Source organism: Shewanella litorisediminis (assembly GCF_016834455.1).
Taxonomy (GTDB): domain Bacteria; phylum Pseudomonadota; class Gammaproteobacteria; order Enterobacterales; family Shewanellaceae; genus Shewanella; species Shewanella litorisediminis.
In genome coordinates this window covers 3,132,081-3,152,921 of sequence record NZ_CP069213.1, presented here as the reverse complement: position 1 = coordinate 3,152,921, position 20,841 = coordinate 3,132,081, and the positions used below count along the sequence as shown (strand labels likewise).

At 53.1% G+C, this 20,841-nt stretch carries 18 protein-coding genes; 11 read left to right on the top strand and 7 right to left on the bottom strand.

Translation table 11 applies throughout. The features are described 5' to 3' along the window. Positions 1 to 171: 171 nt before the first annotated feature. Positions 172 to 1,266 (top strand): ISAs1 family transposase, encoded by a 1,095-nt coding sequence (locus tag JQC75_RS13845; protein ID WP_203324635.1) that lies wholly within the window; start codon positions 172 to 174, stop codon positions 1,264 to 1,266. A gap of 46 nt (positions 1,267 to 1,312) precedes the next feature. Here the strand turns inward: JQC75_RS13845 and JQC75_RS13840 are convergent, their stop codons facing one another. Together JQC75_RS13840 and JQC75_RS13835 are read right to left on the bottom strand one after the other, a co-directional pair. Then, positions 1,313 to 3,412, bottom strand: coding sequence for an alkyl/aryl-sulfatase (locus JQC75_RS13840; protein ID WP_380797919.1), 2,100 nt, complete (start codon positions 3,410 to 3,412; stop codon positions 1,313 to 1,315). Between the two features lie 182 nt (positions 3,413 to 3,594). Beyond that, positions 3,595 to 3,939, bottom strand: a complete 345-nt coding sequence (locus tag JQC75_RS13835; RefSeq protein WP_203324634.1) for a DUF3634 family protein — start codon at positions 3,937 to 3,939, stop codon at positions 3,595 to 3,597. A gap of 144 nt (positions 3,940 to 4,083) precedes the next feature. Between JQC75_RS13835 and JQC75_RS13830 the strand changes: the two genes are divergently transcribed. Continuing rightward, positions 4,084 to 4,266 carry a hypothetical protein gene (locus JQC75_RS13830; RefSeq protein WP_203324633.1) on the top strand — a complete coding sequence of 61 codons (183 nt, stop codon included), beginning with the start codon at positions 4,084 to 4,086 and terminating at the stop codon, positions 4,264 to 4,266. A 56-nt stretch (positions 4,267 to 4,322) separates the two neighbouring features. On the opposite strand, the gene JQC75_RS13825 is transcribed toward JQC75_RS13830, so the two are convergent. From JQC75_RS13825 to aptA, 4 genes are all read right to left on the bottom strand, one after another. After that, a complete protein-coding gene (locus JQC75_RS13825; protein ID WP_203324632.1) occupies positions 4,323 to 5,051 on the bottom strand; it encodes a TorF family putative porin in 729 nt (242 codons plus the stop codon). A 108-nt stretch (positions 5,052 to 5,159) separates the two neighbouring features. Beyond that, the gene (locus tag JQC75_RS13820; RefSeq protein ID WP_203324631.1) at positions 5,160 to 5,525 is read right to left on the bottom strand and encodes a cupin domain-containing protein; all 366 of its coding nucleotides are present in this window, start codon (positions 5,523 to 5,525) and stop codon (positions 5,160 to 5,162) included. Positions 5,526 to 5,564: 39 nt separating this feature from the next. After that, positions 5,565 to 7,055, bottom strand: coding sequence for a CoA-acylating methylmalonate-semialdehyde dehydrogenase (locus JQC75_RS13815; protein WP_203324630.1), 1,491 nt, complete (start codon positions 7,053 to 7,055; stop codon positions 5,565 to 5,567). 42 nt (positions 7,056 to 7,097) lie between these two features. Next, a complete protein-coding gene (gene aptA / locus JQC75_RS13810) occupies positions 7,098 to 8,438 on the bottom strand; it encodes an omega-aminotransferase AptA (RefSeq protein ID WP_203324629.1) in 1,341 nt (446 codons plus the stop codon). A gap of 380 nt (positions 8,439 to 8,818) precedes the next feature. Between aptA and JQC75_RS13805 the strand changes: the two genes are divergently transcribed. Then, positions 8,819 to 10,315, top strand: coding sequence for an aldehyde dehydrogenase (locus tag JQC75_RS13805; RefSeq protein ID WP_203324628.1), 1,497 nt, complete (start codon positions 8,819 to 8,821; stop codon positions 10,313 to 10,315). 65 nt (positions 10,316 to 10,380) lie between these two features. On the opposite strand, the gene JQC75_RS13800 is transcribed toward JQC75_RS13805, so the two are convergent. Then, complete coding sequence (locus JQC75_RS13800) at positions 10,381 to 11,688, bottom strand: NAD(P)/FAD-dependent oxidoreductase (protein WP_203324627.1); 1,308 nt, start codon at positions 11,686 to 11,688, stop codon at positions 10,381 to 10,383. A gap of 295 nt (positions 11,689 to 11,983) precedes the next feature. Here JQC75_RS13800 and JQC75_RS13795 point away from each other — a divergent pair, with 295 nt between their 5' ends. The 8 genes from JQC75_RS13795 (at position 11,984) to JQC75_RS13760 (ending at position 20,771) form a co-directional block, all read left to right on the top strand. Further along, positions 11,984 to 12,532: a cupin domain-containing protein gene (locus JQC75_RS13795; RefSeq protein WP_203324626.1), complete on the top strand. Its 549-nt coding sequence runs from the start codon at positions 11,984 to 11,986 to the stop codon at positions 12,530 to 12,532. Between the two features lie 439 nt (positions 12,533 to 12,971). Next, positions 12,972 to 13,736, top strand: coding sequence for a gamma-glutamyl-gamma-aminobutyrate hydrolase family protein (locus JQC75_RS13790; RefSeq protein ID WP_203324625.1), 765 nt, complete (start codon positions 12,972 to 12,974; stop codon positions 13,734 to 13,736). A gap of 3 nt (positions 13,737 to 13,739) precedes the next feature. Further along, positions 13,740 to 15,095: a glutamine synthetase family protein gene (locus JQC75_RS13785; RefSeq protein ID WP_011760752.1), complete on the top strand. Its 1,356-nt coding sequence runs from the start codon at positions 13,740 to 13,742 to the stop codon at positions 15,093 to 15,095. Between the two features lie 46 nt (positions 15,096 to 15,141). Beyond that, positions 15,142 to 16,524, top strand: coding sequence for an aspartate aminotransferase family protein (locus JQC75_RS13780; protein ID WP_203324624.1), 1,383 nt, complete (start codon positions 15,142 to 15,144; stop codon positions 16,522 to 16,524). Positions 16,525 to 16,696: 172 nt separating this feature from the next. Further along, positions 16,697 to 17,797: a polyamine ABC transporter substrate-binding protein gene (locus JQC75_RS13775; RefSeq protein ID WP_203324623.1), complete on the top strand. Its 1,101-nt coding sequence runs from the start codon at positions 16,697 to 16,699 to the stop codon at positions 17,795 to 17,797. 117 nt (positions 17,798 to 17,914) lie between these two features. Next, positions 17,915 to 19,051 carry a polyamine ABC transporter ATP-binding protein gene (gene potA / locus JQC75_RS13770; RefSeq protein ID WP_203324622.1) on the top strand — a complete coding sequence of 379 codons (1,137 nt, stop codon included), beginning with the start codon at positions 17,915 to 17,917 and terminating at the stop codon, positions 19,049 to 19,051. Continuing rightward, entirely contained in the window at positions 19,048 to 19,959 is a 912-nt protein-coding gene (locus JQC75_RS13765) for an ABC transporter permease subunit (RefSeq protein ID WP_203324621.1), read from the top strand. The genes potA and JQC75_RS13765 overlap by 4 nt, the downstream gene beginning before the upstream one ends. After that, on the top strand, positions 19,956 to 20,771 hold the full coding sequence (locus tag JQC75_RS13760) for an ABC transporter permease subunit (protein ID WP_011760747.1): 816 nt from the start codon (positions 19,956 to 19,958) through the stop codon (positions 20,769 to 20,771). The genes JQC75_RS13765 and JQC75_RS13760 overlap by 4 nt, the downstream gene beginning before the upstream one ends. Positions 20,772 to 20,841: the final 70 nt, after the last annotated feature.

Sequence of the window (20,841 nt, the reverse complement as noted above, 5' to 3'; positions counted from 1 at the left end):
AAAAAAAGAGGCAGCCGGGGCTGCCTCTCAGTGGATTTGGGGTTATTGCCGCATTAGCACAGTAGTTTTAGCTCTTAGCTGGGCTAATGCCCAGGGCAGGATCCCACTTTGAGTTGAACTTTTACACAGCCTTATGATCAGATCAGCATTAGTCATAACCAGCTGACAGACATGAATCTTTTGGAACACCTTGAAACACTGCCCGATCCTCGTAAGGAAATCAATCTTAAACACAACTTGGTTGACGTAGTCTTCCTGACACTCTCTGCCGTACTCAGCGGTGCAACCGGCTGGAAGTCGATCCAGGAGTTCGGTGAAGAACAACTCGACTGGTTACGGCAGTACCGCCAGTTTGAGTATGGTATCCCCAGACGACACTGTATCGCCAACATTATCAAAGCCTTGGATAGTGAGCTTCTGCTGCAAACGGTGTTCAGCTGGATCAACGAGAAACGGCAGAGCGAAGGTAAGTCGGTCATCGCTCTTGACGGTAAAACGATGCGCGGTGCGTGGAGTGACGACGTTAAAAATGCACTTCATGTCGTCAGTGCGTTCGATGTCAGCAACGGTGTCACGCTTTATCAGGACAGTTCGAATACCAAAGGCAAAGAAGCCGAGATTGCCCGAAACGTGATTGATGCCTTGGCACTGGATAACGCAATTGTCACGCTCGACGCGTTGCACTGCCAGGTCGCCACCATGAGCACAATTACACAGCGCAAAGGCGATTTCGTGATCCAGGTGAAGTCCAATCAAAAAGCGCTGCTTGAGGAAGTGCAGGCGTCATTCCGTAACCTTTATGACTCAAAGGAACTGGAAACGTATGAACAGTCCAACACCGGTCATGGCCGCAAGGAGTGCAGGACCGTGATGCAAACTGAAGCCGAGTTGTCACCAGACCTGAAAAAGAAATGGCCCCATATAAAGTCACTGATAGAGGTCGCCAGCGAGCGGACTGTTAATGGTAGCACATCATGTTCGTCACGTTGGTACGTCAGCTCCCTGCCAGTGGACGCTGAGGAAGCAGCTCGCACAATCCGCGACCACTGGGCCGTTGAGAACCAACTGCACTGGGTGCTGGACGTTGTTTTTCGCGAGGATGCTTTGAAAGTGTCAGATCCAGAGGGTGCTAAACATTTGGCCCTATTCAACCGTGCGGCACTAAGTGCAATAAAACAGCACAATGGCAAGAAAGACAGCCTTGCAGGTAAGCGCCGGCGTGCAGCTTGGAGCCCTGTATTTCGTTCAGAGCTGCTCTTTGGCTAAATTATGCACAAAGTGGAATCCCGCCCTGGGCTAATGCCTGAACTTGTCAGTGCTGGTGACGACGTCCCCAATGCTTGTCGTCGTGCTGTGGCTCGCTCGTGTAGTAGAGGCTACGATTGGCATCTGCTTCGGTCTGAGTCGGCAGCGGCACGATTTCAAAGCGAGGGTCGAAATCCACCATCAGGCTCTTGAGGGTATCCAGTACCTGGATATTGCCCTCATAGCTGGCCTTACCGGCTTCAAACAACTGCTTCAGCGATACCTGGCCCAGGTTCATGGCGATGGCATCTTTGTTGTTCAGGGTTACAGTAAGGTCGGCACCGGCCTTGGGCTTATCTACCTTGATATTGTTCAGGTTGCCGTTGGCAAGTTCGACATAGATGGTTTCTTTGATGTCGGGCAGTACCAGGTTAAAGCCAAAGCTATGATGCTGCGCCTTCACAGAGTCAAGCTTGATGGCCAGATAGTCCAGCAGGCTGCTGACAGGCATGTTGGCAATTACATCTGCTGAGGCAGATTTCAGCTCGCCGTCCTGAATGCCCACTCTGAGCTCCTGAGCTCCCGACAGGTATACATTGCGCCAGCCAGCACCCTCGGACTGATATCCCAGCTGTTCGTAGGTATCGGCCAGCAGGTTACGGGCGTCTTCGTTTCTGGGGTCTGCAATTACCACCTTGTTGAGCGCAGTCGCAACAAAGTTGTATTCGCCCTGGCTGAAATCTTTCTTGGCTTTTTTCAGCACAGATTTGGCACCACCCATGTATTCAACGAACTTAGCCGCTTCTTCTTTGGTTGGCAGAGGGTTAAGGTTGGCCGGATTCATATCGAAGTAACCCAGATACATGTTGTACACGGCGCGGGCATTGTGGCTGTAAGTACCGTGATAGCCGTTGGTGTGCCAGGCTTTCTCGATAGTTTCTGGAATGACCTTTTGAATTTCCCAGCCGATGTCCTGCATCACTACACCGGAGTTTGCCAGTCGCAGCGACTGGTTATGGACAAAGCCGTAGTTGTCACGCTGCAGTTTCATGTAAGACAGGATATTGTCGTTGTCCCACACAGGTGCGCTGTGCGCGGCAAACAGGAACTGGGCTTCGCCGCCCCAGGCTTCAATCATCTGGTTAATGGTTTTGGACCACTTGAGGGCATCACGTACCTTGGCACCACGCAGGGTGTAGACGTTGTGCATACCGTGATACATCACTTCGGCGCCCCAGATGGCCTGCTTTGAGGGAATGTAAGCTACGGCTTCGGATGGTGCCTCGGTGCCGGAGGCATCCATAAAGATGACTTCTAGGCCATCTATGTTCAGCTTTTCAAACTTCTGGCCCTGAGCGTTGGTTTCATAGTGGGGCATCACATAGGTGACTTCCCCTTTGGCCAAGCCGTTGGACAGCGCCGCATCCACAATGCCGGTGTTGCCTTGAGATAGGGTATTACCATACTGATAGGAGGCTCGGCGTGCCATGGCATTGCCCCCAAGGACGTTTTCATCGACCATTTCGGCGGTGATGTTATGTGAGCCGTACACTTTTACATTGGGAAAACGCTCCGCAATCGCGCGGGAACCACCAAAGTGATCGCTGTGGGAATGTGAATACACCATGGCCACCACCGGCTTGTCTCCGCCCGGGAGATGTTTCAGGGCAAAGTCGAGTGTCGCCTTGGCCGATTCAAAAGTGGTAAGCGGATCGAAGACTATCCAGCCGTTGTCGGTGCGCACAAAGCTCATGTTGGCAAGGTCGGTGCCGCGTACCTGATAGATGCCGTCTCTGACTTCATATAATCCATAGGCTTCATTGTTCAGTTGGGCCTGGCGGTATAAGGACGGATTGACCGTATCAGGGGTCTCATTGCCAATAAATTCGAACTTGTCGGCCAGCAGCGCGGCAGTGGCATCATCGAGCTTGGCGATGAGTTTGGCCCGGGTGTTGTTAAAGGCCTCTTGGTCGGCAAAGTTAAGGCCAGCGGCGACCTTGGCGTTGTGGGCCTTGGTGGCCTCGGTGGCGGGTTTGCCTTGGTAGGTAAAGCTGGTGGTCAGGGCATGCTCGTCCTGACCTGCGCCATGGTTGTGGCCTGGGCCGGCATAGCTTGGGGCTGCCGATAACATTGAAATGACGGCTACAGATACAACGGTGAGTTTCAGCATCTTGGTGTTCCTTTATGAGTAGGCGTTCGCCGATGGAGCCATATTAGAGAACCTGGTTATTTCGATAAACTCACTTAAAAATGGTTTTGACATTTATGTGGTGAATGAGTCGTGGTGGCTCAGATCACAAAAACGCCGACACAAATGTCGGCGTTTAACGGAAGCTGAAGTGTGGTAATTCAGATGCTTTGCTTACTATTATCCACGGCTTTTTTGTCGTACAGCTCAAAAGGAAACAGATTGCGGATCCGCTGAGTCAGATTATCTGGCACATTTGCCGAAATATGTAAGCGTACATCGCCGAGGCGTTCAGCGCGGATAGTACAGGTCAGCTTTTCTGCTTTGGCCAGGTTTCTGCACTCGCGCTCAAATTTTTCCGGAATTTTTCCCTTGTGGCTGGTCATGCGACCTTCCTTAAAATGCATCTCGAACAGCGACAGGCCTTTTTTACCCCCAAAGATGAGCCGATAAAGAATGTACACACCAATAGCGATAAAAAGCAGTTTCAAAAGGTTAGCTAACATAAAAAATTCCCCGGCGTTTTTTGTTAAAGATACGCCTTAACTTTTTATAAAAAAAGTGCACAAGGTCTCATTTGCAACCTTGAGATATGGCGCCCAGGATTTATGATGCAAGACAGGAACCCCACTCACGTTAAGGATGACCCCATGCCCCTTACCAACGCCAAAGCCTGGTCGCAGATGTGTGACAAACAAGCCCGCCTGATAGAAAACATGCGCAGCCACTTCCCTGAGCGGCATCAGCCGTTGACCGAACTCAGCCGTTATTGGCGTGAGTTGAAACATCAAATAGACTGCGGAGATGTGCCGCGGGTGAACCAGGTGAAATAAAAAAACCGCCCGATTGGGCGGTTTTTGTTTGGGGGGGAAGGGAGAAAGACCTGGGATCAGAAGGCGTAGCTTACGCTGGCGAGCACTGTGCCTTCGGTATTGAACAGATCGTCAGTGATCTGTACATCGTCATCCAGGTTGGTATCGAGCCAGGCCAGAGACAGACCAAAACCGGCCACTTCGGTAGACACACCGATGGAGTAATCGATAAAGGTATCGCCAAAGCCGAAATCTTCATCTTCAATCGCATCGCCGAAGTTGTTACCTATGTGCAGGTCCAGGCTCCAGTTTTCAGCAAATTCCCAGCTGTAGTTCAACTCCAGGTAATGGTAGTCGTAGTCTGAACCGCTGTAGTCGTTGGTGTACCAGTAAGCAGCACGGAAACCATGGAAATCGGCGCCAACGGTGCCTTCGAAGTAATCGTAATCGCTGGTTTCACCGAAATAGTTGTAGCGATAGATGGTGACGTCGAACGACAGATCGTCACTGACTTCATGGTAGTAACCGGCATAGATGTCCAATTCAATATTGGTGTCATCGTCTTCACCGAAGTCCACGTTACTGGCCCAGGCACCCACGAAGAAGCCTGAGTCGGCGGCATAATCAATGCCTGCAGAAACCTGGAAACCACTGTCAGTTTGCGATATGCCACGGAAGCGGTAATCGTTGGCCACCCCAACTTCACCGGTCAGTTCACCGGCGTTGGCCAAAGGGGACAGCAGCGCACCTGTCAGAAGGATCCCAGTCAGCTTAGCAAGCTTGTTTTTATTGAAATATTTATCCACGCTTGATTCTCCATTTTACTTTTGTTGACAGTGACGACGTTAATTCGCACGTTCACATTTATTGCCAAACATCAGCACTTGGCTGTGACCTCATGGCGGGTTTACCTGTTAGCTTTGCTCAAAAATCACATAGATCTTGCGGCAATGTTCAACCACCTCCCATGTGCCTTTAAAACCGGCGGGGATAACGAACTTGTCTCCAGCTTCCACGGTCAGGCAGTTACCTTCGCTGTCGCAGATAATGCTGGACCCTTCGAGAATGTCACAAAATTCGTGTTCAGTATAGTTGACATTCCATTTACCGCCAGCACTCTGCCAAACCCCAGCGTGAAACTGGCCACAGGGGCTGGAATAGTGGTTGGTTAGCGATTGCAGCGGATTGCCATCAAGGCGTTTTTCCTCGGGAAGGAAATATTGCTCTGTTTGGGCGTTTGATGCCGAAAATCGCTGTATATCAGATATTTTTGCAGTCATTGTTGCTCCGAAGGGGGCACAGGTGTGCCCCGCATCTGCTTACTTCATGGTAGGCATTACAAACTCGGCGGCCAGTTGTTTTCCTTGAGGCCAGCGCGCCGTAATCGCTTTGCGCTTGGTATAAAATCGTACGCCATCCGGGCCATGCATGTGCAGAGGACCGAACAGTGAACGCTTCCAACCGCCAAAGCTGTGGAATGCCATAGGCACGGGAATGGGCACATTGACCCCTACCATGCCCACCTGTACGTGATGACAGAAGTGGCGGGCGGCCTCCCCACTTTGAGTGAAGATGGCGGTGCCGTTACCGAACTCGTGGTCGTTGATGAGCTGCAGGGCGCTGTTGTAGTCGGGCACCCGAACTATGCTGAGCACGGGACCAAAGATTTCTTCCTTATAGATGCTCATCTGTGGCGTGACATGGTCGAACAGGCAGGCACCCAGGAAGTAACCATTGGCCTTGTCTTCCATAGAGAGTGTCCGGCCATCGACCAGCAGCCTGGCACCTTCACGTACGCCGGCTTCCACATAGCTTGAGACCTTGTCCAGATGCTGAGCCGAAATCAGTGGCCCCATTTCCATCTCAGGGGTCAGGCCGTTGCCCACCTTGAGCGCGGCAATCTTGGGCAGCAGTTTTTCAACCAGCGCATCACCGGCATCACCCACGGCCAGTACCACGGAGATGGCCATGCAGCGCTCGCCGGCCGAGCCGTAGGCAGCACCCATCAGAGCGTTAACCGCCTGATCCAGATCGGCATCCGGCATCAGCAGCATATGGTTTTTCGCACCGCCAAGGGCCTGAACCCGTTTGCCGTGGGCGGAGGCGGTAGCATAGATGTATTCAGCAATGGGGGTGGAGCCTACGAAGCTGACGGCCTGAATGTCTTTGTGGGTCAGCAGGGTATCCACGGCTTCTTTATCGCCATTGACCACGTTGAACACGCCATCGGGCAAACCGGCTTCTTTGAGCAGCTCGGCAATGCGCATCACAGAGCTTGGGTCTTTTTCCGATGGCTTCATGATGAAGGTGTTGCCGCAGGCTATGGCGATGGGGAACATCCACATGGGCACCATCACAGGGAAGTTGAAGGGGGCAATACCGGCCACCACGCCCAGCGGCTGATTAACCGCCCAGGCATCAACACCTGTGCCGACCTGCGCCGTGTGCTCGCCTTTGAGCAAATGGGGAATGCCACAGGCAAATTCCACCACTTCGAGGCCGCGGATAAGTTCGCCCTTGGCATCGTCCAGCACCTTGCCATGTTCACGGGTGATAAGCTCTGCGAGCTCATCCATGTGGTTTTCAACAAGGGCTTTGAATTTAAAAAGAATTCGGGCGCGGTTTAAGGGAGTCATCTGAGACCAGCTCTCAAATGCTGCCTTGGCGACAGCGATGGCCTCGCCGACTTCCTGTGTGCTTGCCAGAGAGACCTGGGCGCGGGCCTCACCGGTGGCGGGTTCAAAAACAGTTTGGCTGCGGGCACTGGGGGCGGTGTGCTGGCCGTTTACGAAATGAGTAATGCTTTGCATGGGTATCTTTGGCTACCTGTTAATTCTGTGCTGGCAAAGGGGTCATCCAACGGCGCGAATGGCGTCGCCGAGGGTATTAATGATTTGGTCGATGTGCTGCTTTTCCACGATAAGTGGCGGAGACATGGCAATGATGTCGCCGGTGACCCTCACCAGGGTGCCGTTTCTGAAGCAGCGCTCGAATACCTTGTAGCCCCGGCGCCCCGGGCCTTCATCATTGGGTGACAGTTGCACCCCGGCGACCAGACCTGTGTTGCGGATATCAATCACATTTGGCAGGTCTCTCAAACTGTGGACCGCATCTTCCCAGTAGCCTTCGAGTTCCTTGGTACGATCAAACAGTTTTTCTTCCTGATAAATATCCAGTGTTGCCAGCGCGGCCGCTGCCGCGACCGGATGGCCGGAATAGGTATAACCATGGAAGAATTCAATCAGTTCCTCTGGGCCAGTCATGCAGGCATCATGTACATCCTGGCTCACGAACACAGCTCCCATGGGAATAGCACCATTGTTGAGTGCTTTGGCTGTGGTCATCAAATCGGGCACAACGCCCCAGCGCTGGCTGGCAAAGGCGTCACCAACACGGCCAAAACCTGTGATGACTTCATCAAAAATCAGCAAGATGCCATGTTTCTTGGTGATATCGCGCAGACGCTTGAGGTAACCCTGAGGCGGAAGAATCACGCCAGCGGAGCCAGACATGGGCTCAACGATAACGGCGGCGATGTTTTCCGCACCGTGGAGGGTAATGAGTTGTTCCAGCACCTCGGCTTTTTCGAGGCCATGGGCGGGAAAACCTCGTGAGAAGGCGTTGTTGGCGATGTCCAGCGTATGGGGCAGGTGGTCGACGCCCTGCAGCAATTGCTGGCTGAAAGTACGGCGGTTGTTGCCGATACCGCCCACGGAGATGCCGCCAAAGCCAACGCCATGATAGCCAAGTTCACGGCCAATAAAGCGGGTGCGGGTGGGCTGGCCATTGGCTCTGTGGTAGGCAAGCGCCATTTTCAGTGCCGTATCGACAGATTCACTGCCTGAATTGGTAAAGAAGATGCGGTTCAGTCCTGCCGGCGCTATGTCGGCGAGGCGGCTGGCCAGTTCGAATGCCAGTGGGTGGCCCATTTGGAATGAAGGGGCGTAATCCAATTCACGGATTTGGTGGCTGACAGCTTCACTGATTTTCTTTCTGCCGTGGCCGGCGTTACAACACCAAAGGCCCGCGGTGGAATCCAGTACCGGATTGCCGTCAACATCTTTGTAAAACATACCCTCTGCACTGGCCAGCAATCGTGGGCTGGCTTTGAACTGGCGGTTCGCGGTGAACGGCATCCAGTAATGCTCAAGGGACGGTGTGTCTTGTCCTGTAATTGCGTTGAAGTCGACCATACATTATTTACCTTGATCCTATCGGTTGTTTGAGTTTTTAAGGTGATTGATATTCGCTATGCTATGTCAGAAATAATGAACATGGAATACCCTTGTGCATTTATTTGTGGCAAAAAAGTGCAAATTGTAAAAAATATTGAAATGCTCAATGCCTGAGCGTAATCTGAGCCCAGTGTCCGTTTTCGGGACCGCACACAAAGCAGGGCGATGCAGGTAAGTCGATGTGATGAAGCCGCTGTATCGCTGCCTTTGTTGATTCAACCAGTGGGTACTTCCCGTCTTGCTGGACCCGCGGAGAGAACAACTCTTTGGCGTAAACCAGACCTGCATCCCGAAAACCCGAAATCAATAACCATAACAGTCACAGATACGGAGTCATCATGAGTACACCCCAAAGCCGCAGCGAATGGGAAGCAATGGCACAGCGCCTTGAAATCAATGGTAAAGCCTTTATTAACGGCCAGTATTGCGATGCCGTTGGCAAAGAAACCTTTGACTGCATCAGTCCTGTGGATGGCCGTTTGCTGACTCAGGTGGCCAGCTGTCAGCAGGCCGATGCCGATATCGCCGTTGCCAATGCACGTGAGGTGTTCGAGTCCGGAGTCTGGTCTTTGCAATCACCGGTAAAACGTAAAAAGGTGATGATTCGCTTTGCCGAACTGCTGGAAGAGCATGCCGACGAGCTGGCGCTGCTGGAAACTCTCGATATGGGTAAGCCCATCGCGCACTCAAAGGCGGTGGATGTCGCCGGTGCCGCCCGCGCCATTCGCTGGTCGGGTGAGGCCATTGATAAAATTTACGATGAGCTGGCCCCGACGCCGCACAATGAGATCGGCATGATCACCCGCGAACCTGTCGGGGTGGTGGCTGCCATCGTGCCCTGGAACTTCCCGATGCTGATGGCCTGTTGGAAGCTGGGGCCAGCCCTTGCCACAGGTAACAGCGTGGTGCTCAAACCCTCAGAAAAATCTCCACTGACCGCCATTCGCATGGCGCAGCTCGCCAAAGAAGCCGGGCTTCCCGATGGGGTGCTCAACGTATTGCCGGGTTTTGGCCACACAGTGGGCCAGGCATTGGCACTGCATATGGATGTGGACACCCTGGTGTTCACAGGCTCCACCAAGATAGCCAAGCAGTTGATGGTGTATGCCGGTCAGTCCAACATGAAACGTGTCTGGCTCGAAGCCGGTGGCAAAAGCCCCAACATCGTATTCAATGACGCGCCTGATCTGAAAGCCGCCGCCGAAGCCGCCGCCTCAGCCATTGCCTTTAACCAGGGGGAAGTGTGTACCGCGGGTTCTCGCCTCTTGGTGGAGTCCGGGGTAAAAGACGAGCTGCTTAAGCTTATCGTCAAGGAAATGGAGGCTTGGCAGCCCGGTCATCCGCTGGACCCTGCCACCACCTGCGGTGCTGTCGTGGATAAGCAGCAGCTGGATACCGTGCTTGGCTATATCAAAGCCGGTCACGATGAAGGCGCCAAGCTGATGTGTGGCGGCAGCCAGGTGCTTGCCGAAACCGGCGGTGTGTATGTTGCGCCGACTGTGTTTGATGGGGTAACCAATCAGATGAAAATCGCCCGTGAGGAGATTTTTGGCCCTGTGATGTCGGTAATCACCTTTGATGGCATGGATGAAGCGGTAGCCATTGCCAACGACACTATCTATGGCCTTGCCGCCGGGGTGTGGACCTCTGACATCAGTAAGGCCCATAAAACTGCCAAGGCACTTCGCAGCGGCATGGTGTGGATTAACCACTACGACGGTGGTGATATGACTGCGCCTTTCGGTGGCTATAAACAGTCAGGCAATGGCAGGGATAAATCGCTGCATGCCTTTGAGAAATACACCGAAGTGAAGGCGACCTGGATAGCGCTCTGAGTGTTACCCGAGTGAAAAGAAACCCGCCATTTGGCGGGTTTCTTTTTGGCACTATCACTATGCCGTTAAAAAATATCCATAAAGCGGTGGTACAGCATACCCGCTGCCAGCAGCGGTGAGCGCAGCGCAGGGCCGCCGGGGAAGGTCATATGTTTCACCTTGGCGAACACATCAAAACGTTCTGCCTGACCAGCAATGGCGTCGGCGAGCAGCTTTGCCATCATGTGGGTCGCATTGACGCCATGACCCGAGTAAGCCTGGGCGAAGAAAATATTGGGTGCATCCGGCAGGCGTCCAAGCTGAGGTAAGCGGTTGGCACCAATTCCAATCATGCCGCCCCATTGATAATCGATACGAACACCCTTGAGTTTGGGGAATACCCGCTCCAGATTTGGCCTCAGTGCGGCTTCAATGTTGCTGGGGTCCTTGCCTGAATAGGTACAGAGGCCACCAAACAGCAAACGCCCATCGGCGGAGAGGTGGAAATAATCCAGTGCAATGCGCATGTCGGCAAAGGCCATATTTTTGGGGATGATTTCCTGTTGCAGGTCGGGGCTCAAGGGCTCGGTCGCCAGCAGGTAGCTGCCGGCGGGCAATACCTTTCCGCCCACATAAGGTTCCAGCTTATGGCCTATGTAGGCGTTGCCGGCAAGCACCAGATAACGACAGGTCACTTCGCCTTTTTCGGTGATTACCCTGGGCTTATCTCCCTTGATGATTTTGGTGGCAGCGCTGTATTCAAAAATCTGTACACCCAGCTCACGGGCGACCCTGGCTTCACCGAGGGCCAGGTTTAAGGGATGTAAATGACCACTGCCCATGTCGACCAGGGCGCCCTGATAGCAGTCAGAGCCTATGACTTCCCCTAAATCTGCCTTTTGCAGCAGTTTAATGTCCTGGCGGTAACCTGCCGTTTTCAGATGTTCGAATTCTTCAGCAAGTTCAACCATATGCCTGGGTTTGACTGCCAGATCGCAATAGCCCATGGCCAGGTCGCAGTCGATATTGTGTTCGGCAACCCGATTCCGGACAATTTCAACCGCTTCAAATCCCATTTGGGTGATGGCGTCGATGCCTTCCTGGCCAATGGTGTTGTGAAATTGCTCCAGTCCGTGGCCAATACCACGGATAAGCTCGCCACCGTTACGACCCGAGGCACCCCAGCCTACGCGCTTGGCTTCCAGCAGCGCGACGCTGAAGCCTTTTTGGCGCAGTTCGATAGCGGTGTTGAGCCCACTGAAACCGCCTCCCACCACACAGACATCCACATCGATGGTGCTGTCCAGTACGGGATACTGATATAACTCTTTTGCCGTCGCAAAATAGAATGAATCCGGGTACTTATCGCTGTGGATGGGAGATTTGTTTGCCATAAGGGCTCCGACGCTGTTTTTATTGTAAATTGGTCTTGTCTCTGTATACTCATCACACTTTTTGCGGATAAACATACGTGTGCATTTTATTTAACACACAATACCGCTAAAATACAATGCGTATTCTCATTTGCTGCGCCCTGCCTTAATCCATTTGCGCATTGCAGTTAATTGAGTTTGCTTGAGAAAATTTGTTTTCCGGTCCTGAGATTGTTTGGCGGTACTCACGGTCGGGATAGATAATTTGCACTTTATCTGCTGTGCAGATAACTGAACCTGTTTGGGGGTGACAAATTTGGATATCGGAGCCAGTCTCAAAGCAGTCCGGAAAATGAAAGGCTTGTCTCAGCGTGAGCTTGCCAAGCGTGCCGGTGTGACCAACAGTACCATCTCAATGATTGAGAAAAACAGCGTGAGCCCGTCGGTGAGTTCACTGAAAAAAGTGTTGGCCGGCATACCTATGTCGCTGGTGGAGTTTTTCTCTATCGGCGACTCGGCATCTGCCGAACAAAAGATTGTCTATCGCGCCGACGAGCTGCTGGATATTGGTACAGGTCCCCTGGAGTTCAAGCTGATTGGCCGTGACTATCCCAACCGGGCCATGTCGGTGATGAGTGAGATTTATCCTCCCGGTGCGGATACCGGTGAAGAGATGCTCAAGCACGTTGGCGAAGAGGCCGCGCTGGTGATTGAAGGCAAATTCGAGCTGACAGTAGGTGACGAGGTGTTTGTGCTCGAAGCCGGTGACAGCTATTACTTCAACAGCGAATTGCCCCACAGGTTCAGAAATCCCTTCGATGAGCCTTGCCATCTGGTCAGTGCCACTACACCTGCCAACTTCTGATACTTTCCCGTTCAAATACAACAACGGCCCTTCAAGGGCCGTTGTTGTATCTGTCACTTTTGCACCCTTTTGGGGCGCTTTGCGCCATCAATTGCCACTTTGCACTCTTTTGGGTGGCTGGCTGCCACCATTTCAAACACTGATGTAAATAATTTTAACCAAATATGGCCGCTTTTCGAATTCGGCTCTCAGGCGGTTATTTCCTTTTTATCCCACTGGCTGCGGGCGAAACCTCCGGGCTTCACAACGTGTTTATATGGGCTGTATTAGCCTAAGTGGCTGATTGTTAGCGGATAAAATTTTATTGTTATAAAAGTGCTGCGCAGAGGTAAGTGGGCTATTGCCTCGTTCAATATTTCCGTGTACTGTGTGAAAAAATGAACGCCGAGTTTGAGGGCGATCACAAAACTCAAACACTGAATCAACTGCAAGGTGAAGTATGTCTGACGCCACGATACCCCTGATTGGTGTCTCTGCCTGTAATACCCCGATTGGACTGCAGACGTTTAATACGGTGGGAGAAAAATATCTCTTAGGTGTGATTAATGGCACAGGCGGTTGGCCGCTTATCATTCCTTCTATTGGTGATGGTATGCCAACGGAATTGTTGCTTGAGCGCCTGGACGGCATTCTGTTCACGGGTTCACCTTCCAATGTCGAACCACATCACTATTCGGGGCCGGCCAGCGAGCCGGGAACTCATCATGATCCCCGTCGTGATGCCACCACCTTGCCCTTGATTAAGGCGGCTATCGCAGCAGGCGTACCGGTACTGGGTATATGCCGTGGCTTCCAGGAAATGAACGTGGCCTTTGGTGGCAGTCTGCACCAAAAGTTACATGAAACGGGTGTGTTTAAAGAGCATCGCGAAGACAGAACAGCCCCACTTGAGGTGCAGTATGGTCTGGCCCACACGGTGACTCTGGAGCCCGGGGGGGTAATTTTTGAAGCCTGGGGCCGCAGCTCGGCGGAAGTGAATTCCGTCCACACTCAGGGCGTTGAACGCCTGGGTAACGGGTTGCGGCCAGAAGCCTACGCTCCGGATGGCTTAATAGAAGCCTTCTCTGTTACAGATGCCAAAAATTTTGCCCTGGGTGTGCAATTTCATCCCGAATGGAAAGTGGCCGACAATGCTTTTTATCTGTCGATTTTCAATGCTTTCGGTGAAGCGTGCCGACGCAGGGCCCAAAACCGAGTGAGATAAATCATGGAAAAGCTGATTGCGTTTTTAAAAGAAAAAAAGATAACCGAAGTCGAGTGTGTTATCAGCGATATGACGGGTATTGCCCGTGGCAAAATTGCCCCGGTCGACAAATTTATCGCTGAGCAGGGCATGCGTTTGCCCGAGAGCGTGCTGCTGCAGACTGTCACCGGCGATTATGTAAATGACGATACGTATTATGAGCTGCTGAATGAAGCCGATGTCGACTTCCTTTGCGTGCCCGATGAAAACGCCGTTTTTGAACTGCCCTGGTGTGTGGAAGCAACCGCTCAGGTTATCCACGATGTGTACGACCGCATGGGGAACCCCATCGAGCTTTCGCCACGTAACGTACTGAAAAAAGTGCTAAAACTGTACGAAGAAAAGGGTTGGGAACCGGTGGTAGCCCCCGAGATGGAGTTTTATCTGGTGGCGCGCAATGGGGATCCGGATCTGCCGCTGAATCCTCCACTGGGACGTTCAGGTCTCCCTGAAGCCGGTCGCCAGTCGTTCTCCATCGATGCCGCCAACGAATACGATCCCCTGTTTGAAGACATGTATGAGTGGTGTGAGGCCCAGGGGCTGTTTATCGACACCCTGATCCACGAAGATGGTCCGGCGCAGATGGAAATCAACTTCAGTCACGGTAATGCCCTGTCGCTGGCCGACCAGGTGTTTGTGTTCAAGCGTACCCTGCGTGAAGCGGCGCTTAAGCACAATGTGTGTGCCACCTTTATGGCCAAGCCCGTAACCAATGAGCCCGGCAGTGCCATGCACATTCACCAGAGCGTGGTGGATAAAAAGACCGGCAAGAACATCTTTACCAAAGAAGACGGCACCAAGAGCGCCAACTTCCTCGGCTATATTGCCGGTTTGCAACAGTTTATCCCTGAATTCCTGCCCTTGATGGCGCCCAGTGTGAACTCGTTCCGCCGCTTCCTGCCGGGCACCTCTGCGCCCGTAAACCTGGAGTGGGGTGAAGAGAACCGTACCTGTGGTCTGCGTATTCCGGAATCATCACCGCAAAACCGCCGAATTGAAAACCGCATTCCCGGTGCTGATGCCAACTGTTATCTGGCCATTGCCGCCAGTTTGCTGGCCGGTTACATCGGCATGGTGGAGGGCCTTAAGCCAACCAACCCGGCACTGGGCCGTGCCAACGAAAGCCGCACTGCAGATACCAATTGCCTGCCGCTGACCCTGGAAGAGGCGCTGACGGCCATGGATGAGAGCGACGCGGCACGTAAATATCTTGGCGATGCCTTTACCACCGGCTTTGTGGCGGTGAAGCAGGCAGAGCTTGAAAACTTCAGGCGCGTTGTCAGTGCCTGGGAGCGTGAATTCCTGTTACTGACAGTATAAAAACACAGGCCGGGGCGTGCCCCGGCACATTGGGGGGAGGGCGAAGATGCAACAACAACAGCAAGATACCATCGGCGCACTGCAAGCAATGGATGCAGCACATCATTTGCATCCTTTTACCGACAGTGCTGATTTGGCCAAACGTGGCACCCGCGTTATCGAACGTGCCGAAGGTGTGTACATTTGGGATGCCAAGGGTAACAAGCTGCTGGATGCCATGGCCGGACTCTGGTGTGTAAATGTCGGCTACGGTCGCAAGTCCATCGCCGATGCCGCCTACGCTCAGCTGCAAACTCTCCCTTTTTACAACAATTTCTTCCAATGTACCCATGAGCCTGCCATTCGGCTCGCGGCAAAGATTGCCTCCCTGGCACCTGCACACATGAACAGGGTGTTCTTTACCGGCTCGGGATCCGAGGGCAATGACACAAATCTGCGTATGGTGCGCCGTTACTGGGACTTGAAGGGGCAGCCCGCCAAGAAAACCATCATCAGCCGCAAGAATGCCTATCACGGCTCAACAGTGGCGGGTGCAAGCCTCGGCGGCATGGGCTTTATGCATCAGCAGGGCGATCTGCCCATTCCCGGGATAGTCCACATCGACCAGCCTTATTGGTTTGGTGAAGGGCGAGATATGTCGCCGGAGGCGTTTGGCATTAAAACGGCCCGGGCATTGGAAGCCAAAATCCTTGAGCTCGGTGAAGACACAGTAGCCGCTTTTATTGCAGAGCCATTTCAGGGCGCTGGGGGAGTAATCATCCCACCCGATAGCTACTGGAATGAAATTAAAAGGGTTTTGGAAAAGTACAATATTCTGTTTATTCTGGACGAAGTTATCAGCGGCTTTGGTCGTACCGGTAACTGGTTTGCCGCCCAAACTTTGGGGCTCAAACCCGATTTAATCACCATCGCCAAGGGCATGACATCGGGATACATCCCCATGGGCGGCGTGATAGTGTCCGATCGGGTTGCCGATGTTCTTATCAGCGATGGCGGTGAGTTTGCCCATGGCTTTACTTACTCAGGCCATCCGGTGGCGGCTGCGGTGGCGCTGGAGAATATCCGTATTCTCGAAGACGAGCAGCTGGTGGATAAGGTCAGAACCGACACCGGGCCTTATTTGCAGGACAGATTGCAAACCCTGAGTGCGCATCCCTTGGTGGGTGAGGTCAGGGGCATGGGCATGGTCGGTGCCATTGAGTTGGTGGCAGATAAGCAAAGCATGGCACGATTCGGCAGTGAAATTTCGGCCGGTATGCTCTGCCGTGAGGCCTGTATCGCCAATGGTTTGGTGATGCGCGCGGTAGGTGACACCATGATTATTTCGCCGCCACTTTGCATTAGTCGCGATGAGATTGATGAACTGATTTTTAAAGCAAGTCAGGCACTTTCACTGACGCTTGAGAAGATTGCAGCTCGGGGTAACTGAGTGCATATTAAAAAGCCTGCCAATAGAGGAAGAGGTTCTGGGCAGCAGCAACTGCCGATGCGGTTTTTCAGGTTGTAGCATTGGTCCTAACAATAAAATAAATGCCGGCCAAGCCGGCGACACAATCAGGGTAATTGGCTTTCAATTACTGCTACCTGCAAAAGGAGATAGCATGAAGTTATTACACAAAATGACAGCTCTGGCTTTGGTTACCGCCGGTGTTTTGGGAAGCGCTGCGGTATCGGCCGAAGAAGTTGTTCGCGTCTATAACTGGTCTGACTATATCGCCGAAGACACCCTGGAAAACTTCCAGAAGGAAACCGGCATCCGCGTCATTTACGATGTATTCGACACCAACGAAGTGCTGGAAGCCAAGCTGCTGTCAGGCCGCAGCGGTTACGATCTGGTCGTGCCCTCTGCCCACTTCCTGGCCAAGCAGATTAAAGCCGGTGCCTTCATGAAGCTGGACAAGTCCAAGCTGACAAATGAAAAGCACCTCAATAAAAACCTGATGACCCAGCTGCAAAAGAGCGATCCGGGTAACGAGCACGCCGTACCTTATCTGTGGGGTACCACAGGTATCGGTTTTAACGTTGCCAAGGTGAAGGAAGTGCTGGGCGAAGATGCGCCAGTGGATTCATGGGATTTGATTTTCAACCCTGCCAATGCTGAAAAGCTGGCCAAGTGTGGTATTGCCGTGCTGGATTCACCCGATGAAATCCTGCCACCGGCACTGAACTACCTGGGTCTGAACCCCAACAGCACAGATCCAGCCGACTATGAAAAAGCCGGTGAAGTGCTGCTGAAAATTCGTCCTTACCTCAAGTATTTCCACTCTTCCCGCTACATCTCTGATCTCGCCAACGGCGAAATCTGTGCCGCCATCGGTTGGTCCGGTGACGTGCTGCAGGCTCAGGCCCGTGCAGAAGAAGCCGGCAACGGCCAGCAAGTGGATTACCGCATCCCTAAAGAAGGTGCCCCTCTGTGGTTTGACATGATGGCTATCCCAGCCGACGCTGCCAACCCAGACAATGCGCTGACCTTTATGAACTACCTGATGCGCCCAGAGGTGATTGCCTCTATCAGTAACTATGTGGCTTATGCCAACGCCAACGATGGTTCTAACCCTCTGTTGGACGAGGAAGTTGCTAAAAACCCCGCTGTGTACCCATCAGAAGAAACACTCGCCAAGCTTTACCTGGGTGAAGTGCGTCCAATGAAGACCCAGCGCGCCATGACCCGGATCTGGACCAAGATCAAGTCTGGTCAGTGATCCTGTACTTGGGGCAGCGGATTGCTGCCCCACCTTTGACTCTTAGATTGCACAAGTAAACCGAATTCCAGCAGGCCGGAGGCTTGTTCTGGCGCAGTTTGGAATGGAGAAGTATTTATGGCTATGACCTCGGGCGTCACCAATAAACCAACGACAAAGACGCAAGACGAAGTACTGCTCAAAATAGAGCGGGTAAGCAAACTGTTTGATGATGTTCGTGCAGTGGACGACGTGTCCCTGACCATCAACAAAGGGGAAATCTTCGCATTGCTTGGGGGCTCTGGCTCCGGAAAATCTACCCTGCTGCGGATGCTTGCCGGGTTTGAGAGGCCAACGGAAGGTCGTATTTATCTCGACGGCCAGGACATTACTGATCTGCCGCCCTACGAGCGTCCCATCAACATGATGTTCCAGTCATACGCGCTTTTCCCTCATATGACAGTGGAACAAAACATTGCCTTTGGTCTGAAGCAGGACAAGATGGCCAAGGATGAAATTGCCCAGCGCGTGCAGGAAATGCTCAAGCTGGTGCACATGGAGCAGTACGCGAAGCGTAAGCCCCATCAGCTTTCCGGTGGTCAGCGCCAGCGTGTGGCTCTGGCCCGTTCACTTGCCAAGCGACCCAAACTTCTGCTGCTCGATGAGCCCATGGGCGCACTGGACAAAAAACTGCGTACCCAGATGCAGCTCGAAGTGGTGGAAATTCTTGAGCGCGTGGGCGTGACCTGTGTGATGGTGACCCACGATCAGGAAGAAGCCATGACCATGGCCGGTCGTATCGCCATCATGAGCGACGGTTGGATTGCCCAGGTTGGCAGCCCCATGGATATCTACGAGAGCCCCAACAGTCGCATGATTGCCGAGTTTATTGGCTCAGTGAACCTCTTTGATTGTGAAATCGTTGAAGATGAGGCCGACCACGCCATTTTGAAGTCGCCCACCTTGCCGCAACCCTTCTTTATTGGCCACGGTGTAACGACCAGCCTGGAAGACAAGCACGTGTGGCTGGCAGTTCGCCCTGAAAAGACGCTGATTACCCGCGAGCAGCCCGAAGGCGAATACAACTGGGCTAAGGGCACTGTGCATGACATAGCCTATCTGGGTGGTTTGTCGGTGTATTACATCAAGCTTGAAGACGAGCGCATCATCCAATGTTCCATGACCAATACCGAGCGCCGCGCAGACCATCCTACCTGGGGCGATGATATTTACATCAGCTGGGAGGCCACCAGTGGTGTGGTATTGAGATCATGAGCAAACGAAAGAAAGGTTTTCGCTTTGCCATCCGTGGCAGGCACTTTACCCTCGGCTTTCCCTTCCTGTGGTTGACCCTGTTCTTTGCACTGCCCTTTGCGATAGTGCTCAAAATCAGTTTCTCCACGGCGGCGATTGCCATTCCGCCCTATGAGCCTACCTTCACTTACGCTGACCAGTTGCTGAATGTGGCATTGAACCTGGGCAACTATCTGTTGCTGCTGGACGATGCGCTTTACTACACGGCGTATCTGGGGTCGCTGAAGATGGCGTTGGTAGCGACCCTCGGCTGCTTGCTGCTTGGCTATCCCATGGCCTATGCCATTGCCCGCGCGCCAGCCAAGATGCAGACCGTTCTGCTGCTGCTTATCATGCTGCCGTCCTGGACCTCGTTCCTGATCCGCGTTTACGCCTGGATGGGTCTGCTGGCTGATACCGGCCTAATCAACAATGTGCTGATGTGGCTGGGTGTCATCAATGAGCCGCTGAAGATAATGAACACGGATATCGCGGTATACATAGGCCTGATTTACGCCTATCTGCCCTTTATGGTGCTGCCGCTGTACGCCAACCTGGTGAAGATGGATATGAGTCTGCTGGAAGCTGCGGCAGATCTCGGTTCACGCAGTATCAATACCTTCTGGAATATCACCCTGCCGCTGTCAAAGGGTGGCGTGATTGCCGGGTCGATGCTGGTGTTCATTCCGTCGGTGGGCGAGTTCGTTATCCCTGAACTGCTCGGTGGCCCGGACTCGCTGATGATAGGTAAGGTGCTTTGGCAGGAGTTCTTCAACAACCGTGACTGGCCGGTGGCCTCGGCGCTGGCGATAGTGATGCTGGGACTTTTGATTATACCTATTACCCTGTTCCATCATTATCAGGCCCGTGATTTGGAGAAAGAGGCATGAAAAAGCTGAGTTTTTCTACCGTGATGTTGTGGTTGGGGCTCATCTTCCTCTATGCCCCTATGTTTATCCTGATTTTCTACTCCTTCAACGCGTCCAAGCTGGTGACCGTATGGGGCGGATTCTCGGCCAAATGGTATGTGGAGCTGTTTAAGGATCAGCAAATTCTCGACGCGGTCTGGACCAGTCTCGAGATTGCCTTCCTGTCGGCGTCCATGGCCGTGGTGCTGGGCACCATGGCGGCCTTCGTGATGACACGTTTTCGCCGCAGTTGGGCCAAGCTGTCGCTGTCGAACATGATCACGGCACCACTGGTAATGCCAGAGGTGATCACGGGTCTGTCGTTGCTGCTGCTGTTTGTGCACATGGCCGACCTCATAGGTTGGCCCGCCGAGCGTGGTAGGCTGACCATCTGGCTCGCGCACTCCACCTTCTGTGCAGCCTACGTGGCCGTGGTGGTGTCGTCCCGCCTGCGTGAACTGGACATGTCGATTGAGGAAGCGGCCATGGACTTGGGGGCAACGCCACTCAAGACCTTCTTCCTCATCACTGTGCCCATGATTGCGCCGGCACTGACTGCAGGTTGGCTGCTGTCCTTCAGCCTGTCGCTGGATGACCTGGTGATTGCAAGCTTTGCGTCTGGTCCTGGGGCGACGACGCTGCCGATGGTGGTGTTCTCCTCGGTACGTTTGGGGGTATCACCCAAGATTAACGCGCTGGCGACCCTGATCATCCTGGCGGTCTCTCTGATTGCCTTCCTGTCCTGGTATTTCGCCCGCAGGGCTGAAAAACGGGCCAAGGCTGCGATGGAATAGTCCTGAGTGTCCACTAATGAAACGGTCGCCTTGGCGGCCGTTTTTGTTTGTTTGATATTTTCAACAAAAA

What these genes read in the sequence shown, in the direction of transcription:
- JQC75_RS13845 (WP_203324635.1), top strand. Translation starts at nt 172, where the DNA reads ATGAATCTTTTGGAACACCTTGAAACACTGCCCGATCCTCGTAAGGAA.
- JQC75_RS13835 (WP_203324634.1), bottom strand. Translation starts at nt 3,939, where the DNA reads ATGTTAGCTAACCTTTTGAAACTGCTTTTTATCGCTATTGGTGTGTAC.
- JQC75_RS13830 (WP_203324633.1), top strand. Translation starts at nt 4,084, where the DNA reads ATGCCCCTTACCAACGCCAAAGCCTGGTCGCAGATGTGTGACAAACAA.
- JQC75_RS13820 (WP_203324631.1), bottom strand. Translation starts at nt 5,525, where the DNA reads ATGACTGCAAAAATATCTGATATACAGCGATTTTCGGCATCAAACGCC.
- JQC75_RS13815 (WP_203324630.1), bottom strand. Translation starts at nt 7,055, where the DNA reads ATGCAAAGCATTACTCATTTCGTAAACGGCCAGCACACCGCCCCCAGT.
- aptA (WP_203324629.1), bottom strand. Translation starts at nt 8,438, where the DNA reads ATGGTCGACTTCAACGCAATTACAGGACAAGACACACCGTCCCTTGAG.
- JQC75_RS13805 (WP_203324628.1), top strand. Translation starts at nt 8,819, where the DNA reads ATGAGTACACCCCAAAGCCGCAGCGAATGGGAAGCAATGGCACAGCGC.
- JQC75_RS13800 (WP_203324627.1), bottom strand. Translation starts at nt 11,688, where the DNA reads ATGGCAAACAAATCTCCCATCCACAGCGATAAGTACCCGGATTCATTC.
- JQC75_RS13790 (WP_203324625.1), top strand. Translation starts at nt 12,972, where the DNA reads ATGTCTGACGCCACGATACCCCTGATTGGTGTCTCTGCCTGTAATACC.
- JQC75_RS13785 (WP_011760752.1), top strand. Translation starts at nt 13,740, where the DNA reads ATGGAAAAGCTGATTGCGTTTTTAAAAGAAAAAAAGATAACCGAAGTC.
- JQC75_RS13780 (WP_203324624.1), top strand. Translation starts at nt 15,142, where the DNA reads ATGCAACAACAACAGCAAGATACCATCGGCGCACTGCAAGCAATGGAT.
- JQC75_RS13775 (WP_203324623.1), top strand. Translation starts at nt 16,697, where the DNA reads ATGAAGTTATTACACAAAATGACAGCTCTGGCTTTGGTTACCGCCGGT.
- potA (WP_203324622.1), top strand. Translation starts at nt 17,915, where the DNA reads ATGGCTATGACCTCGGGCGTCACCAATAAACCAACGACAAAGACGCAA.
- JQC75_RS13765 (WP_203324621.1), top strand. Translation starts at nt 19,048, where the DNA reads ATGAGCAAACGAAAGAAAGGTTTTCGCTTTGCCATCCGTGGCAGGCAC.
- JQC75_RS13760 (WP_011760747.1), top strand. Translation starts at nt 19,956, where the DNA reads ATGAAAAAGCTGAGTTTTTCTACCGTGATGTTGTGGTTGGGGCTCATC.